This is a genomic window from Bacillus sp. Bwzl_19 (assembly GCF_054900515.1).
Genome location: NZ_CM142729.1, coordinates 2,410,297 through 2,426,997, shown reverse-complemented (window position 1 = coordinate 2,426,997; position 16,701 = coordinate 2,410,297). Strand labels below are relative to the sequence as shown.

The window sequence follows — 16,701 nt, the reverse complement described above, 5'->3', positions numbered from 1 at the left end:
ATGGAACCTTTAAAAACGCATACAGGAAAAGCGGCCGTCTTAAACCGGATCAACGTCGACACGGACCAGATTATTCCGAAGCAGTTTCTGAAAAGAATTGAAAGAACCGGATACGGCAGATTCGCGTTTTTTGATTGGAGATACCTTGAGAACGGTGAGCCTGATCCTGAGTTTGAATTAAACCGCCAAGTCTATGAAGGCGCGTCTATATTAATTGCCGGAGAGAATTTCGGCTGCGGATCATCCCGTGAGCACGCTCCTTGGGCGCTGGATGATTACGGATTCAAAATCATCATCGCCCCGTCATTTGCCGATATTTTTCATCAAAACTGCTTTAAAAACGGTATGCTTCCCATCCGTATGCCGTATGATCAGTGGAAAAAACTCGCCTGTCAATATGAAAATCAGTCCCTTAATATGACGGTTGACTTGGAAAACCAGCTCATTCACGACAGCGAAGGAAGAGAGATTTCGTTTGAAGTCGATCCTCACTGGAAGGAAATGCTGATTAACGGCTATGATGAAATTTCATTAACGCTTCTGCTGGAGGACGACATTCAGCAGTTTGAATCGAAAAGAAGTTCTTGGCTTCGAGCCTGAAAAAAGCCGTCCGGCATCTGTCCGGCGGCTTTTTTGGCCGTGCGCGTCATCCTTTCTTGTGTTTCCTGACGCGTGTTGATACACTTGAACAAAATAAGCGCCTGAAAGGAAATAAAGTATGACGCATGACAAGAAAAAAGCTGATATCATTCCTTTCCCCCGTCTGAAAGAACGCTTGGTTGATAAAGGGATGGCCGCCATGAAGGATAAACAGTATCAGGAGGCCCTCGAACTGTTTTCAGAAGCGGTAAGCCACGGTGATACCGAGTCCGATGTACATTTAGGCATGGCGATTTGTTTTCTGGAACTCGGGGAATTGGAAGAAGCAAAACAAGTTTGCGAGAAAATGCTGAATGAAGGGTACGGCCATTATTTTACCGTGCTGCAGGTGTATATGACCATTTTAATTCAGCTGAAACAATATGAAGAAGTCAAAAGCACAATTGAAGCTGTACTGGAGGAAAACCAGCTGCCAGCAGAAAGTGCGGAACAATTCTACCGGCTGCTCGAATTCAGCCGCAAAATGACCGATCCCGATCAGCAGGATGAGGCGTGGGAGGAGGAATATGAAGACGTTCTTGATGCGGAAAAAGTGCTGAACAGCCCCGCAGAACAAATGAATCTGATTCATTCTCTCAAAGACCGCAATATTGCGAAATACACGGGCCTTTTAAAAACGATTCTTCAAGATCCGGGCGCGCATCCGCTGATCAAAACGATGATTTTGACGCTTATGTCGGAGCACGACTACAGCAAACCGGTCCATATTACAAAATTCGGTGATTCAATGACCGCGATCCCGAGTGAAACGATTCAGCCTGATGCGGCCCCGATTTTGCATCGTGTTCTCCGGGTGCTTGATGAAACGCTCGGCAATGAAAATCCTACATTATACGCCGCCGTTGAGGAGCTGTGGAGAAGGCATCTGACCGTATTGCACCCTTTTATGCCGAAGTTTTTGAACGCAGATTTATGGGCCGCGGCGCTTCATAAGGTCGGTTACGAGATGCACGGCATTGACATTGAGCCGGAGGAACTTCATATGATGTACGAGTTTGACAGCCGTGAACTCGAAGAAGCCTGCACGATGATTAAGGATATTGAAGAAATTTCTTATTTGTAAATCACGCCATATAGTTGAAAGCGCTAGGCGTTATGTTATAATATAGTGGTTGTATTTATGTATAGCGGTTTAACTGAAATGAGAATTACGGTTGGACAGGCTGCCAGTTCATTACATAATGATTCTGATTCAAAGCGGTTTTTTCTTTGACAAAGCCGCGGATTGCTTTAGAATGGAAGACCGACACAACCTGAATAGATTTTTGGAGGGAAACACATGTCTGTAAAATGGGAAAAACAAGAAGGCAACGAAGGCGTATTAACGGTTGAAGTTGATGCGGAAACGTTTAAAACAGCTCTTGATGATGCATTTAAAAAAGTAGTAAAACAGGTTTCTATTCCTGGATTCCGCAAAGGGAAAGTTCCCCGCGGTTTATTCGAACAGCGTTTCGGCGTTGAAGCTCTTTACCAGGATGCTTTAGATATTTTACTTCCTGTAGAATACCCTAAAGCGGTTGAAGAAGCCGGCATTGAGCCTGTAGACCGCCCTGAAATCGATGTTGAAAAAATCGAAAAAGGCGAAAGCTTAATTTTCACTGCAAAAGTGACTGTAAAACCGGAAGTGAAACTCGGTGACTACAAAGGCTTAGGTATCGAAAAAGATGACGTGTCCGTTACTGACGAAGACGTACAAAACGAACTTAAAGCGCTTCAGGAGCGTCAGGCTGAGCTTGTCGTGAAAGAAGAAGGCGCTGTTGAAAACGGCGATACAGTCGTTCTTGACTTCGAAGGTTTCGTTGACGGAGAAGCATTTGAAGGCGGAAAAGCTGAGAACTACTCACTTGAAGTAGGATCAGGTTCATTCATCCCGGGCTTCGAAGAGCAGTTAACAGGTCTTGAAGCAGGCGCTGAAAAGGATGTTGAAGTAACATTCCCTGAAGAGTACCATGCTGAAGAGCTTGCCGGAAAACCAGCTGTTTTCAAAGTGAAAATTCATGAAATCAAAGCGAAAGAGCTTCCGGAGCTTAACGACGAATTCGCAAAAGACATTGACGAAGAAGTTGAAACGCTTGCTGAATTAACTGAGAAAACAAAAAAACGCCTTGAAGAAGCAAAAGAAAACGAAGCTGACGCTAAATTGCGTGAAGAGCTTGTTCTGAAAGCATCTGAAAACGCTGAAGCTGATGTTCCTCAAGCGATGATCGACACTGAGCTTGACCGCATGCTGAAAGAATTCGAACAGCGTCTGCAAATGCAAGGCATGAACCTTGAGCTTTACACTCAATTCTCAGGTCAAGATGAAAACGCGTTAAAAGAGCAAATGACAGAAGATGCTGCAAAACGCGTAAAATCAAACCTGACGCTTGAAGCGATCGCTCAAGCTGAAAATCTTGAAGTGACTGACGAAGAAGTTGAAGCTGAGCTGACTAAAATGGCTGAAGCTTACAACATGCCGGTTGAAAACATCAAGCAGGCAATCGGTTCAACTGACGCGATGAAAGAAGATTTAAAAGTTCGAAAAGCAATTGATTTTCTTGTAGAAAACCGTTAATATGGTTCATAATAATAGACATAATAAAACAGGGCGCGATTAATTTGTGCCTTGTTTTGTACAATTATGATATAACTCTTTTTCTTGGGGCAAGATAGTCATTGCCGGGCTGTTTTTTGTCATACATATAGAATGTGCAAGCGCGAAACACATTGTTACCGTCTTACTGGAAAGTATGGTAAAATGCAATACATACTCGATCGTAGCAAGAACCGTTTTCTTTTGCCCTTCAGGTAAAAGAAAAAGTGAGACAAGATTAAGGGGTGAAAGAATGTTTAAATTCAACGAGGAAAAAGGACAATTAAAATGCTCGTTCTGCGGAAAAACGCAAGATCAGGTTCGTAAGCTGGTTGCAGGACCGGGTGTATATATATGCGACGAATGCATCGAGCTCTGTACAGAAATCGTAGAAGAAGAGCTGGGCACAGAAGAAGAAGTCGAATTTAAAGACGTTCCGAAGCCGCAGGAAATCCGTGAGATTCTGAATGAATATGTCATCGGACAGGATCAGGCGAAGAAATCACTTGCGGTTGCGGTATACAACCATTACAAACGCATCAACTCCAACAGTAAAGTGGATGATGTCGAGCTTTCTAAAAGTAATATTTCATTAATCGGGCCGACTGGAAGCGGGAAAACACTTCTCGCCCAGACACTTGCGCGTATTCTGAACGTGCCGTTTGCGATCGCGGACGCTACATCTCTGACTGAAGCCGGATATGTCGGTGAGGACGTAGAAAACATTCTCCTCAAACTGATTCAGGCAGCAGACTATGATGTGGAAAAAGCGGAAAAAGGCATTATTTATATCGATGAAATCGATAAAGTAGCGCGTAAATCTGAAAACCCGTCCATCACACGTGACGTATCAGGCGAAGGCGTTCAGCAGGCGCTGCTGAAAATTCTTGAAGGAACGGTTGCAAGCGTGCCGCCTCAAGGAGGGCGCAAACATCCTCATCAGGAATTCATTCAGATCGATACGACGAACATTCTGTTCATTTGCGGGGGTGCATTTGACGGCATCGAACAAATCATTAAACGCCGTCTCGGACAAAAAGTCATCGGCTTCGGCTCTGATAATAAAGTGGCAGACTTGGAAAAAGAAGAACTGCTTTCTAAAGTTCTTCCGGAAGACTTGCTTCGTTTCGGGCTGATTCCTGAATTCATCGGCCGTCTTCCTGTCATTGCAAGCCTTGAGCAGCTTGACGAAACGGCACTGGTTGAAATTCTGACTAAACCTAAAAACGCACTCGTCAAACAATACAAGAAAATGTTAGAACTAGATGATGTCGAGCTTGATTTTGAAGACGAGGCATTATCTGAAATTGCGAAAAAAGCGATCGAGCGAAAAACAGGCGCACGCGGCCTGCGTTCTATCATTGAGGGCATCATGCTTGACGTCATGTTTGATCTGCCGTCCCGCGATGACATTGAAAAATGTGTCATTACCGGAGCGACAGTGGCAGACGGTGAAGCACCGCGTCTTGTATTAAAAGACGGCACTGTTGTTAAAACATCAGCGTAACGTTACAAAACCTCCTGACTCGGATTGATCAGGAGGTTTTTTTCTTGTCCCGACCCTTCTGAAAAATGTTTATTCCGGGCTTTGCTGGGAGATACTAGCGGACAGAGGAATGAATTGGATACATAAATCGTTTTTTCAGGAGGGACCAGCATGAGTTGGACAGGGATCGCATTATTTGTACAGCTGTTTTTCGGGATAGTCATCGGATTATATTTTTGGAATCTGCTCAAAAACCAGCGTACACAAAAAGTGACGATAGATAAAGAATCAAAAAAGGAAATGGAACAGCTTCGCAAAATGCGCGCCATCAGTTTATCAGAACCTTTATCAGAGAAGGTGCGGCCGAAAAGCTTTCAGGATATTGTCGGCCAGGAGGATGGGATTAAAGCATTAAAAGCAGCGCTTTGCGGTCCGAACCCGCAGCATGTCATAATTTACGGGCCTCCGGGAGTCGGTAAAACGGCTGCGGCGCGTCTCGTATTGGAAGAAGCGAAAAAACATAAACAGTCACCATTTCAGAAGCAGGCCGTTTTTGTTGAGCTTGATGCGACGACCGCACGATTTGATGAACGGGGTATTGCCGATCCGCTTATCGGTTCAGTGCATGATCCGATTTATCAGGGAGCGGGGGCAATGGGTCAGGCGGGCATTCCGCAGCCGAAGCAGGGGGCTGTGACCCATGCGCACGGCGGTGTATTGTTTATTGATGAAATCGGCGAGCTTCACCCGATTCAGATGAATAAAATGCTGAAGGTGCTTGAAGATCGGAAAGTATTTTTAGACAGTGCGTATTACAGTGAGGAAAATACGCAGATACCGAATCATATTCATGATATTTTTCAAAACGGGCTTCCCGCGGATTTCCGACTGATCGGAGCGACAACGAGAATGCCGAATGAAATTCCGCCGGCCATCCGGTCCCGCTGTCTTGAAGTGTTTTTCCGCGAGCTGGAAAAGGATGAACTTAAAACCGTTGCGAAAAAAGCGGCCGACAAAATTCAGAAAGAGATTTCTGATGAGGCTCTTGGTGTGCTGACCGCATATACGAGAAACGGACGCGAAGCCGTCAATATGATTCAGATTGCCGCCGGTATGGCGGTGACCGAGGACAGGAAAGAAATTACGACAGAGGATATAGAGTGGGTTGTTCATTCCAGTCAGCTTACGCCGAAAAATGAGCAGAAAATCGCTGATGAACCGCAAGTCGGTATCGTGAACGGGCTTGCCGTTTACGGGCCGAACAGCGGCGCATTGCTGGAAATCGAAGTGAATGTCACGCCTGCGCAGGACAAAGGCAGCCTGAATATTACGGGAATCGCAGAGGAAGAGAGCATTGGCAGCCAATCAAAGTCGATCCGCCGCAAAAGTATGGCGAAGGGGTCAGTGGAGAATGTTCTGACGGTTCTTCGCACAATGGGCATCAAACCTTCAGACTATGACATTCATGTCAATTTTCCGGGCGGAGGTCCGATTGACGGACCTTCTGCGGGTATCGCGATGGCTGCGGGGATTTTTTCCGCGATTCACCGCATCCCTATCGACCATACGGTGGCGATGACGGGAGAGATCAGCCTGACAGGGCTTGTCAAACCCATCGGCGGCGTTATCCCGAAAATCAAAGCCGCAAAGCAGGCCGGAGCAAAAACGGTCATTATCCCTTATGAAAATCAGCAGTCCATTCTGAAACGAATAGATGGAATCACCATTAAAGCGGTAAAAACGTTTCAGGAAGTGCTTGACGTCATATTGGTAGACCCGCCTTCAGAACAGAAACCGTTTGATATCCAAATGAATAAGGAATCCGTATAAACCCCATTTTTATAATGGGGTTTTTTTATGGAGGACATCTTTTCCTTTTTCAGAACAGAAAGAAAGGGTATACTACGAAGAGACTGTTTTATATACAGGGCAGGCGGTAAGCCGATGATTGCCCGATCCCGGAATTGTACAACGATGAAAAAGTTGTATTATAATGGTTCATACTAAAGTCACGGAGGTGTCAGTCACATGGCAGAAGATACAAAACGCAGCATCCCGCTCCTCCCTTTAAGAGGTTTATTGGTATACCCGACGATGGTTTTACATTTAGATGTAGGCCGGGACAAGTCGGTTCAGGCTCTTGAACAGGCAATGATGCATGATCATATGATTTTTTTAGCCACTCAGCAGGATATTTCGATAGACGAACCGGGTGAAGAGGACATTTTCACCGTCGGCACTTATACAAAAATTAAACAGATGCTGAAGCTTCCCAACGGTACGATCAGAGTGCTTGTAGAAGGAATTCAGCGTGCGCAGATCCTTGAATACACCGAGCTCGAAGATTATACTTCGGTCGATATACAGCTGATGCATGAGGACGATTCGAAAGACGTGGAAGATGAAGCGCTTATGCGGACGCTGCTGGACCATTTTGACCAGTACATAAAAATTTCTAAAAAAATCTCCGCAGAAACGTATGCAGCCGTGACTGATATTGAAGAGCCCGGCAGAATGGCGGATATCGTCGCTTCTCATCTCCCGCTGAAATTAAAGGACAAGCAGGATATTTTAGAAACGGCTGATATTAAAGAACGCCTGAATAAGGTCATCCGTTCTATTCATAATGAAAAAGAAGTGCTGGAAATTGAGAAAAAAATCGGACAGCGCGTCAAGCGTTCGATGGAACGCACTCAAAAGGAATACTACTTGCGTGAACAGATGAAAGCCATTCAGAAGGAGCTTGGCGACAAAGAAGGGAAAACCGGTGAAGTTCAGTCGCTCACGGAGAAGATAGAAGAAGCCGGCATGCCTGAGCGTGTCAAAGAAACGGCGCTTAAGGAATTAAGCCGTTACGAAAAAGTGCCGTCAAGCTCAGCGGAAAGCTCTGTTATCCGCAACTATATTGACTGGCTTATCGCTCTGCCGTGGTCGGACGAAACAGAAGATAAACTGGATATTAAAAAAGCCGGGGAAATCTTAGACAAAGAGCATCACGGTTTAGAGAAAGTGAAAGAACGGATTCTGGAGTATTTGGCTGTGAAACAGCTGACGAAAACGCTGAAAGGGCCGATTCTTTGTCTGGCCGGACCTCCGGGAGTCGGAAAAACATCTCTTGCAAAATCAATCAGTACGAGCATGGGGCGCCGTTTTGTGAGAATTTCACTGGGCGGTGTGCGGGATGAATCTGAAATCCGCGGGCATCGGCGTACATACGTCGGAGCGATGCCGGGCCGTATTATACAGGGGATGAAAAAAGCCGGCAAACAAAATCCGGTCTTTCTCCTTGATGAGATTGATAAAATGTCGTCTGATTTCAGAGGCGACCCGTCTTCGGCGATGCTTGAGGTGCTGGATCCGGAACAAAACAGCACATTCAGCGACCATTATATTGAAGAGACGTTCGATTTATCGAAAGTGCTTTTTATCGCGACTGCGAATAACCTTGCTTCAATACCGGGCCCTCTCAGAGACAGAATGGAGATTATCAGCCTGTCAGGCTATACTGAAAACGAAAAGCTGGAGATCGTAAAAGACCACCTGCTTCCGAAACAGATCAAAGAGCACGGGCTCACAAAGAGCAACCTGCAGATTCGGGATCAGGCGATTACCGACATCATCCGCTATTATACAAGGGAAGCCGGTGTGAGAACGCTTGAACGCCAGGTTGCCGCCATTTGCCGAAAAGCTGCAAAAGCCATCGTTTCTGAGGAAAGAAAACGCATTACCGTTACAGAGAAAAATTTGGCAGACTACCTTGGAAAACGGATATTCAGATACGGACAAGCGGAAACCGAAGATCAAATCGGGGTCGTCACGGGGCTTGCGTATACGACAGTCGGCGGAGACACGCTTTCAATCGAGGTGTCATTGTCACCGGGAAAAGGAAAGCTGATTCTGACCGGGAAGCTGGGAGATGTCATGCGGGAATCCGCCCAGGCAGCTTTCAGTTATGTCCGCTCAAAAGCGGAACAGCTCGGAATCGATCCGACATTCCATGAGAACCATGACATTCATATTCATGTCCCTGAAGGAGCGGTGCCGAAAGACGGCCCTTCTGCGGGAATTACGATGGCCACGGCGCTCGTTTCAGCGTTAACGGATCGTCCGGTAAAACGCGAAGTCGGTATGACGGGAGAAATCACGCTGCGGGGCCGCGTGCTTCCGATCGGCGGACTGAAAGAAAAGGCGCTCGGTGCCCACAGAGCGGGCCTGACCACGATTATTGCGCCTAAAGATAACGAAAAAGATATAGAGGATATTCCTGAAAGCGTCAGAGAAGGACTGAAATTTATATTCGTGTCACATCTGGATGACGTTTTGGAACATGCCTTAGTAGGAGAGAAGAAATGAAAGTTACAAAGTCAGAAATCGTGATCAGCGCGGTTAAACCGGAACAGTACCCTGATGGGGGACTTCCGGAAATCGCGCTGGCGGGAAGATCAAATGTAGGAAAGTCATCTTTTATCAATTCATTAATCAATCGGAAAAACCTGGCCAGAACGTCATCAAAACCGGGGAAAACACAGACCTTAAACTTTTACATCATCAATGATGAATTGCATTTTGTCGACGTTCCCGGGTACGGGTTTGCGAAAGTTTCAAAAAGCGAGCGGGAAGCATGGGGGAGAATGATTGAAACCTATATGACGACCCGTGAAGAGCTGAAAGCCTGCGTGCAGATTGTCGACCTCAGACACGCGCCGTCTGCTGATGACGTGAACATGTATGAATTCTTGAAATATTACGGCATTCCCGTTATCGTCATTGCGACAAAAGCGGATAAGATTCCAAAAGGAAAATGGGACAAGCACTTAAAGGTTGTCAAACAGACGCTTGATATGGACCCTGAAGATGAGCTGATTTTATTCTCCTCTGAAACAAAAAAAGGAAAAGATGAAGCATGGGGAGCCATTAAAAAAATGATCAGCAGGTAATGAAAAACCCAAAACGCAGTGCGTTTTGGGTTTTATCGTATAGTTTTGTTCCGCTTGATAAACAATAAGAAAAGGCTGATTCCGACGAAAACATACGGCCAGTATGTTTTGAAATGCTCCGTCGGAATATTCACGGATTCCATCCACGCCGTAATTTGTTTAAAGAAGTATAAAAAGAGGGAAAAACCAATCATGGCAACCGCTTCGTATACATATTCTTTTCTGGCGGCCGCAAATAAGGAGAAACCGAGTACGAAGAGCAGCATTTCGAAATCTCCCGGCCACCAAGAGAGCTCTGGTTTGGCGAAAAAGTGTAAACCTATTCCGAACAGAAGCATACCGATAAGGACGTGAGGCCCAGCCGCTTCCTTTTTGCCCTGATACAAGAACACGGCACCCAAAAGCATAAGGAGCACCGGCCATTCTCCCTGATTCGCAAAGAGGCGGACCTGTCCGCTCTGAAGCCATGCGAATAATGAAGCGGCAAGCAGAAGTCCTGGTAATAAAATTGATGTTTTTTTCATCCTGTCACCTACCCGCAGTAAAGGATTTTTAGTATGATGATTACAGAGGAAACGAAGCTTTTTATACTATAGCATAACATTTTTGAAATCTGTTCACATTTTCACGAAGAAACTATGTTATAATTATTATAAATAATAAATTCTATGTTAGAATGATTATAAATAAATTGCGATGTACGGGGGTGCATGAACGGCTATGCATATTCTTGTAGTGGGAGTAGATTATAAATCCGCCCCCATTGAAATACGTGAAAAAATAAGTTTTCAGCCGGATGAGCTTGCAGAAGCGATGCTCCGTTTAAAAGAAGAAAAAAGTGTTCTTGAAAACATTATCGTGTCAACCTGCAACCGAACTGAAATATATGCGGTGGTCGACCAGCTTCATACCGGCCGTTATTATATAAAGACATTTTTATCCGAATGGTTCTCGCTGCCGAAAGAAGAGCTGTCTCCGTTTCTGAAATTTTATGAGAGCGATGCGGCGATCGAGCATTTATTCCGTGTGGCGTGCGGTTTGGATTCCATGGTCATCGGAGAAACACAAATACTCGGCCAGGTCCGTTCGAGCTTTAAAACGGCGCAGACAGAAAAGACAATCGGCACCATTTTCAATGAGCTCTTTAAACAGGCGGTGACTGTCGGCAAACGCACGCATGCTGAAACCGATATCGGCGCCAATGCCGTTTCCGTCAGTTACGCGGCCGTTGAACTCGCGAAAAAAATCTTCGGCTCTCTGTCAAATAAGCACATTTTGATTCTCGGTGCGGGGAAAATGGGCGAGCTCGCCGCAGAAAACCTGCACGGACAGGGCATCGGCAAAGTAACGGTCATCAACAGAACGTTTTTGAAGGCAAAAGAGCTTGCTGACCGTTTCTCCGGAGAAGCTCGCAGCTTAAACCAGCTTGAACATGCACTTGCTGAAGCTGATATTTTAATCAGCTCGACAGGCGCGAGTGATTTTGTCGTGTCTAAAGATATGATGGAGAGAGCGGGCAGACAGCGGAAGGGCCGCCCGTTATTTATGGTGGACATCGCTGTGCCGAGAGACCTTGATCCTGCGCTGAACGATCTTGAAGGTGTTTTCCTGTACGATATTGATGACCTTGAAGGAATCGTTGAAGCCAACTTAAAAGAACGCCGTGAAACCGCTGAAAAAGTCGAGCTGTTCATTGAAGCGGCAATTGTTGAATTTAAGCAGTGGCTTAATACGCTCGGCGTCGTGCCGGTCATTTCGGCGCTGCGTGAAAAGGCGCTGTCCATCCAGTCCGATACGATGCAGAGCATTGAGCGCAAGCTGCCTAATCTGACGGTAAGAGAGAAAAAACTGCTCAGCAAACATACGAAAAGCATCATTAACCAGATGCTGCGCGACCCGATTCTGAAAGCGAAAGAGCTTGCGGCTGAAGCGGATTCCGAGGAAAAGCTGAAGCTGTTTATGCAGATTTTCGATATTGAGGATGAAGCCGGCCGCCAGCTGGACAAAAGCCTGGATAACCGCCAGACGGTTCATTCGTTTCAAAAGGCAGAAGCAAAAACGGGCTTACGTCCGCTTGTAAGTGAGTGAGCGCTGTATGATTGATACAGCAATGGCAAGACTTAATGAAGCGACAATTGTTATTTATGCAGTAAGCGTCCTTTTTTACTTTATAGATTTTCTTCAACACAACCGGAAGGCTGGGAAAATGGCCTTCTGGTTGCTTTCTATTGTCTGGACTCTGCAAACCGTCTATCTTTCTTATTTTATGTGGCAGACGGGGAGATTTCCGGTCTTAAATATTACAGAGGCCCTTTACTTTTATGCGTGGGTGCTTGTTACGCTCTCACTTGTTGTCACGCAGATTCTGCGGGTTGATTTTATCGTGTTTTTCACGAATGTCATCGGTTTCTCGATGATCGCGATCCACACGTTTTCACCGACTGATCAGCATTCGGCAGCTTTTTCCGGCCAGCTGGTCTCAGAGCTTTTGGTCATTCATATCACAATGGCGATTCTCTCATACGGCGCCTTTTCCCTTTCTTTTGTCTTTTCGCTTCTTTATCAATTTCAATATTCTTTATTAAAGAAGAAAAAATGGGGAAAATGGCTGTTGAGAATTGAAGATTTGTCAAAACTTGATTATATGGCTTACGTTTTGAATGTCATCGGAGTTCCGATGCTGCTGTTAAGTTTGATCTTAGGCGTAATCTGGGCGTATGTGTCTCTGGAAACGCTGTACTGGTTTGATTCAAAAGTGCTCGGCTCGTTTATTGTGCTGCTTTTATACAGCTACTATTTATATATCAGAATGATTAAGGAACTGCAGGGAAAAGTGGCGGCGTTATGGAATTCAGCATGTTTTCTCGTGCTGATGATTAATTACTTCCTGCTCGGAAGCCTATCGCAATTCCATTGGTTCAGTTAACGTCACGCGCCAAACAGATTCGGGAGGAAAGAAAATGAGAACGATTAAGGTAGGTTCCAGACGGAGCAAACTGGCTATGACCCAGACAAAATGGGTGATTAACAAACTAAAGGAATTGAATCCTTCGTATAACTTTGAAATTCAGGAGATTGTCACAAAAGGCGACCGCATCCTTGATGTCACACTGTCAAAAGTGGGCGGCAAAGGTCTGTTTGTCAAAGAGATTGAACAGGCGCTGTTACATCAGGAGATTGATATGGCGGTCCACAGCATGAAAGACATGCCTGCTGTTTTGCCTGAAGGTCTGGTCATCGGCTGCATACCGAAACGTGAGGACCCGCGTGATGCGCTGATTTCCAAGGGGCATCAAAAGCTGGACGACATAAAAGAAGGCGGCATCATCGGCACGAGCAGTTTAAGAAGAAGCGCCCAGATTCTTGCTGAGCGCCCTGATCTTACTATTAAATGGATCAGAGGCAACATAGATACGAGACTTCAAAAGCTTGAGACGGAAGATTATGATGCTATTATTTTAGCTGCTGCGGGTCTTTCAAGAATGGGCTGGAAAGATGATGTCGTATCTGAATTCCTCGAACCGGACCGCTGTCTGCCTGCGGTAGGCCAAGGCGCTCTTGCCATTGAATGCAGAGAGTCGGATGAGGAGCTTTTGAAGCTGTTTGCGCAATTCACCGATGAGTATACGAAACGCACGGTGGCAGCCGAACGGGCTTTCTTGCACGCGATGGAAGGCGGCTGCCAAGTGCCGATTGCCGGGTATGCGTCCGTCAATGACCGGGATGAGGTTGAATTGGTCGGTCTTGTTGCGTCTCCGGACGGTAAGACGATTTATAAAGAAACAGCGGCGGGACATGATCCGGAAGAAATCGGGAAACGCTGTGCGGCGATGATGTCTGAAAAAGGAGCCAAAGCATTAATCGACAGCGTAAAACAGGAGCTCGATCAGGATGGCAAATGACCTTCCTTTACAAGGAAAGACCGTGCTTGTCACCCGGAACAAAAGACAGGCCGCCCCGTTCCGAAAAAAAGTGGAGGCGCTCGGCGGAACGGCTGTTTCCGCTTCGCTGATCGCTTTTCAGGAAGCGCTCCCGGGTGAATGTGCGGACAGTCTCCGGGAAGACCTTTCTGAGCCGGGGTGGCTTGTTTTTACAAGCGTAAACGGTGTCCGGTTCTTTTTTTCCTACCTCGATGAGCACGGCCTTGCGCTTTCGGGACGGAAAAAAATCGCAGCCGTCGGTGAAAAGACTGCGCGCGCCCTTAAAGAGCGGGGAGCCGGGACGGATGCGATGCCTGATGAGTATGTGGCTGAATGTCTGGCTGATACATTAAAGCGGCACGCATCAGCTGCCGAACCCATTTCAGTGATAAAGGGCAATTTATCACGCGATGTCATAAAAGCGGAGCTTGAGCCGCTTGGCTATCAAATAAGGGAATGGGTGCTGTACAATACCATTCAGGATGAAAAAGGAATGGACGAGCTGAGACAGGCTGCATCCCGCTCTCATTTTGATTTTATTACGTTTACCAGTTCTTCGGCGGTGCATACGTTTATGCATGCGGTCGGAGACGAAAAAAAAACTTTGGAAAACAGCGGTGCGAGCTATATCAGCATCGGCCCTTTGACGGAAAAAGCGCTATTGGAATACGGGATCTCATCCCATGTGCCTGACACCTATACGATTGAAGGCATGCTGGACGTCATGTGCAGCATGTCGGGAAAGGATAGATAATGATGAATCAAACATTTAACAGACACCGCCGTTTGCGCGCGAACGCTGCGATGAGAGATTTAGTAAGAGAAACACGCCTTCACCCTTCAGATTTTATTTACCCTTTATTTGTCGTTGAAGGGCTTGAAGGAAAAAAAGAAGTTCCTTCCATGCCGGGGGTTTATCATGTGTCACTCGATTTATTAAAGGATGAAATGGCTGAGCTCATATCACTCGACATTAAGTCGGTCATCGTTTTCGGCGTGCCGGAAGAAAAAGACGACTGCGGAACTCAGGCTTTTCACGATCACGGCATTGTGCAAAAAGGGATTGCTGAAATTAAAAAGCATTATCCTGAAATGATCGTAATCGCTGATACATGCCTCTGTGAATATACGGATCACGGCCATTGCGGCGTTGTGAAAGACGGAGTAATCCTGAATGACGAGTCGCTTGAACTGCTGGCGCAGACAGCCGTCAGCCAGGCTAAAGCCGGCGCTGATATCATCGCTCCTTCAAACATGATGGACGGTTTTGTCACAGTGATCAGAGAAGCGCTTGACAAAGAAGGATTCACAAATATTCCGATCATGTCCTATGCCGTGAAATATTCAAGTGAATTTTACGGTCCGTTCCGCGACGCGGCTGACAGCACACCGCAGTTCGGCGACCGAAAAACATATCAGATGGATCCGGCCAACCGCTTGGAAGCGCTCCGTGAGGCTGAATCAGACGCTGCAGAAGGCGCTGACTTTTTAATCGTCAAACCGTCTATGTCATACTTAGATATTATGCGTGATGTGAAAAACCGCCATCACCTGCCGCTGGTCGCTTATAATGTAAGCGGGGAGTATTCTATGGTGAAAGCTGCAGCCCAAAACGGCTGGATTAAAGAAAAAGAAATGGTGCTTGAAATTTTAACGAGCATGAAACGTGCAGGTGCCGACCTCATTATGACGTATCATGCAAAAGACGCAGCAAAATGGCTTGCTGAATAAGAATTTCATTTGACGGGAGCTGAGGCAGATGAGAAACTATGAAAAATCAAAATCCGCTTTTAAAGAAGCACAGAAACTGATGCCGGGCGGAGTGAACAGCCCGGTGCGCGCATTTAAATCAGTTGATATGGACCCGATTTTTATGCAGCGCGGCAAAGGATCGAAAATTTTTGATATTGACGGCAATGAATATATCGACTATGTGCTGAGCTGGGGTCCGCTCATTTTGGGCCACACCAACGACCGCGTCGTTGAAAGCCTGAAAAAGGTCGCGGAAAACGGAACAAGTTTCGGAGCTTCTACTGAAGTGGAAAACGAACTGGCCAAATTGGTCATTGACCGTGTGCCGTCTGTTGAAATCGTACGGATGGTCAGCTCCGGAACAGAGGCGACAATGAGCGCTCTTCGTCTGGCAAGAGGATATACCGGCCGCAATAAAATTTTGAAATTCGAAGGGTGTTATCACGGCCACGGTGATTCGCTGCTGATCAAAGCGGGATCCGGGGTGGCGACACTCGGCCTTCCTGACAGCCCGGGTGTGCCTGAAGGAATCGCGATGAATACGATTACCGTTCCGTATAACGACTTGGAAAGCGTTGCACTCGCATTCCGTGAGTACGGTGAAGATATCGCCGGGGTCATTGTTGAGCCGGTAGCCGGCAATATGGGCGTTGTTCCGCCGCAGGAAGGCTTTTTGCAAGGGCTTCGTGACATCACGGAACAAAATGGCGCGCTGTTAATTTTTGATGAAGTCATGACCGGTTTTCGCGTGGACTATAACTGTGCGCAAGGATATTTCGGCGTGACGCCTGACTTAACGTGTCTCGGCAAAGTCATCGGCGGCGGTCTTCCTGTCGGTGCGTATGGCGGCAAAGCCGAAATCATGGAACGAATCGCTCCGAGCGGTCCGATCTATCAGGCGGGAACATTGTCGGGAAATCCGCTTGCCATGACAGCGGGACTTGAGACGTTACAGCAGCTCACACCTGAATCTTACCAAGAATTTGTGAAAAAAGGCGATATGCTTGAAGAAGGCATTTCCAAAGCCGCTGAAGCACATGGCATTCCGCACACGTTTAACCGTGCGGGCTCAATGATCGGATTCTTTTTCACAAATGAGCCTGTCATTAACTATGAAACAGCTAAATCATCTGATTTAAAGCTGTTCGCCAAATATTATAAAGGGATGGCTGACGCAGGCGTATTTCTTCCGCCGTCTCAATTTGAAGGATTGTTTCTCTCCACTGCGCATACAATGGAGGATATTGAAAAAACCATTCAAGCCGCTGAGAAAGTGTTCCAGACTATCAGCCGCTGATACCGAAAAGCCGATGCAAGCAAGTCTTGTATCGGCTTTTTTCAATGCCTCCTTTATCATATTTATCCGGATTGCGG

General features: G+C 46.4%; 14 protein-coding genes. 13 read left to right on the top strand and 1 reads right to left on the bottom strand.

The genetic code is table 11. The annotated features are described in order from the left end of the window. From leuD to yihA, 7 genes are all read left to right on the top strand, one after another. Nucleotides 1–600 (top strand): 3-isopropylmalate dehydratase small subunit, encoded by a 600-nt coding sequence (gene leuD / locus ACW5MY_RS12895; RefSeq protein WP_013353084.1) that lies wholly within the window; start codon nt 1–3, stop codon nt 598–600. A gap of 118 nt (nt 601–718) precedes the next feature. Continuing rightward, nucleotides 719–1,723: a DNA damage checkpoint antagonist DdcA gene (gene ddcA, locus ACW5MY_RS12890; protein ID WP_013353083.1), complete on the top strand. Its 1,005-nt coding sequence runs from the start codon at nt 719–721 to the stop codon at nt 1,721–1,723. Between the two features lie 216 nt (nt 1,724–1,939). After that, nucleotides 1,940–3,214: a trigger factor gene (gene tig / locus ACW5MY_RS12885; RefSeq protein WP_014470785.1), complete on the top strand. Its 1,275-nt coding sequence runs from the start codon at nt 1,940–1,942 to the stop codon at nt 3,212–3,214. 271 nt (nt 3,215–3,485) lie between these two features. Beyond that, nucleotides 3,486–4,739 carry an ATP-dependent protease ATP-binding subunit ClpX gene (clpX, locus tag ACW5MY_RS12880; protein WP_013353081.1) on the top strand — a complete coding sequence of 418 codons (1,254 nt, stop codon included), beginning with the start codon at nt 3,486–3,488 and terminating at the stop codon, nt 4,737–4,739. 150 nt (nt 4,740–4,889) lie between these two features. Beyond that, complete coding sequence (gene lonB, locus ACW5MY_RS12875; protein ID WP_013353080.1) at nt 4,890–6,548, top strand: ATP-dependent protease LonB; 1,659 nt, start codon at nt 4,890–4,892, stop codon at nt 6,546–6,548. Between the two features lie 198 nt (nt 6,549–6,746). Continuing rightward, entirely contained in the window at nt 6,747–9,071 is a 2,325-nt protein-coding gene (gene lon, locus ACW5MY_RS12870) for an endopeptidase La (protein ID WP_013353079.1), read from the top strand. Next, the gene (gene yihA, locus ACW5MY_RS12865; protein ID WP_013353078.1) at nt 9,068–9,655 is read left to right on the top strand and encodes a ribosome biogenesis GTP-binding protein YihA/YsxC; all 588 of its coding nucleotides are present in this window, start codon (nt 9,068–9,070) and stop codon (nt 9,653–9,655) included. Before lon ends, yihA begins: the two co-directional genes overlap by 4 nt. 32 nt (nt 9,656–9,687) lie before the next feature. Here the strand turns inward: yihA and ACW5MY_RS12860 are convergent, their stop codons facing one another. Continuing rightward, nucleotides 9,688–10,179, bottom strand: a complete 492-nt coding sequence (locus ACW5MY_RS12860; RefSeq protein ID WP_013353077.1) for a hypothetical protein — start codon at nt 10,177–10,179, stop codon at nt 9,688–9,690. A gap of 196 nt (nt 10,180–10,375) precedes the next feature. Here ACW5MY_RS12860 and hemA point away from each other — a divergent pair, with 196 nt between their 5' ends. The 6 genes from hemA to hemL are packed head-to-tail and all read left to right on the top strand — an operon-like array spanning nt 10,376 to nt 16,624. Continuing rightward, nucleotides 10,376–11,743 (top strand): glutamyl-tRNA reductase, encoded by a 1,368-nt coding sequence (hemA, locus tag ACW5MY_RS12855; RefSeq protein WP_013353076.1) that lies wholly within the window; start codon nt 10,376–10,378, stop codon nt 11,741–11,743. 7 nt (nt 11,744–11,750) lie between these two features. After that, nucleotides 11,751–12,581 (top strand): cytochrome c biogenesis protein, encoded by an 831-nt coding sequence (locus ACW5MY_RS12850; protein ID WP_007408154.1) that lies wholly within the window; start codon nt 11,751–11,753, stop codon nt 12,579–12,581. A 34-nt stretch (nt 12,582–12,615) separates the two neighbouring features. Next, complete coding sequence (hemC, locus tag ACW5MY_RS12845; protein WP_013353075.1) at nt 12,616–13,557, top strand: hydroxymethylbilane synthase; 942 nt, start codon at nt 12,616–12,618, stop codon at nt 13,555–13,557. Further along, entirely contained in the window at nt 13,547–14,329 is a 783-nt protein-coding gene (locus ACW5MY_RS12840) for a uroporphyrinogen-III synthase (RefSeq protein ID WP_013353074.1), read from the top strand. Before hemC ends, ACW5MY_RS12840 begins: the two co-directional genes overlap by 11 nt. 2 nt (nt 14,330–14,331) lie before the next feature. Next, entirely contained in the window at nt 14,332–15,306 is a 975-nt protein-coding gene (hemB, locus tag ACW5MY_RS12835; RefSeq protein ID WP_088030568.1) for a porphobilinogen synthase, read from the top strand. 28 nt (nt 15,307–15,334) lie between these two features. Further along, nucleotides 15,335–16,624 (top strand): glutamate-1-semialdehyde 2,1-aminomutase, encoded by a 1,290-nt coding sequence (gene hemL, locus ACW5MY_RS12830; RefSeq protein WP_013353072.1) that lies wholly within the window; start codon nt 15,335–15,337, stop codon nt 16,622–16,624. The last annotated feature ends 77 nt before the right edge of the window (nt 16,625–16,701 follow it).

What these genes read in the sequence shown, in the direction of transcription:
- leuD (WP_013353084.1), top strand. Translation starts at nt 1, where the DNA reads ATGGAACCTTTAAAAACGCATACAGGAAAAGCGGCCGTCTTAAACCGG.
- ddcA (WP_013353083.1), top strand. Translation starts at nt 719, where the DNA reads ATGACGCATGACAAGAAAAAAGCTGATATCATTCCTTTCCCCCGTCTG.
- tig (WP_014470785.1), top strand. Translation starts at nt 1,940, where the DNA reads ATGTCTGTAAAATGGGAAAAACAAGAAGGCAACGAAGGCGTATTAACG.
- clpX (WP_013353081.1), top strand. Translation starts at nt 3,486, where the DNA reads ATGTTTAAATTCAACGAGGAAAAAGGACAATTAAAATGCTCGTTCTGC.
- lonB (WP_013353080.1), top strand. Translation starts at nt 4,890, where the DNA reads ATGAGTTGGACAGGGATCGCATTATTTGTACAGCTGTTTTTCGGGATA.
- lon (WP_013353079.1), top strand. Translation starts at nt 6,747, where the DNA reads ATGGCAGAAGATACAAAACGCAGCATCCCGCTCCTCCCTTTAAGAGGT.
- yihA (WP_013353078.1), top strand. Translation starts at nt 9,068, where the DNA reads ATGAAAGTTACAAAGTCAGAAATCGTGATCAGCGCGGTTAAACCGGAA.
- ACW5MY_RS12860 (WP_013353077.1), bottom strand. Translation starts at nt 10,179, where the DNA reads ATGAAAAAAACATCAATTTTATTACCAGGACTTCTGCTTGCCGCTTCA.
- hemA (WP_013353076.1), top strand. Translation starts at nt 10,376, where the DNA reads ATGCATATTCTTGTAGTGGGAGTAGATTATAAATCCGCCCCCATTGAA.
- ACW5MY_RS12850 (WP_007408154.1), top strand. Translation starts at nt 11,751, where the DNA reads ATGATTGATACAGCAATGGCAAGACTTAATGAAGCGACAATTGTTATT.
- hemC (WP_013353075.1), top strand. Translation starts at nt 12,616, where the DNA reads ATGAGAACGATTAAGGTAGGTTCCAGACGGAGCAAACTGGCTATGACC.
- ACW5MY_RS12840 (WP_013353074.1), top strand. Translation starts at nt 13,547, where the DNA reads ATGGCAAATGACCTTCCTTTACAAGGAAAGACCGTGCTTGTCACCCGG.
- hemB (WP_088030568.1), top strand. Translation starts at nt 14,332, where the DNA reads ATGAATCAAACATTTAACAGACACCGCCGTTTGCGCGCGAACGCTGCG.
- hemL (WP_013353072.1), top strand. Translation starts at nt 15,335, where the DNA reads ATGAGAAACTATGAAAAATCAAAATCCGCTTTTAAAGAAGCACAGAAA.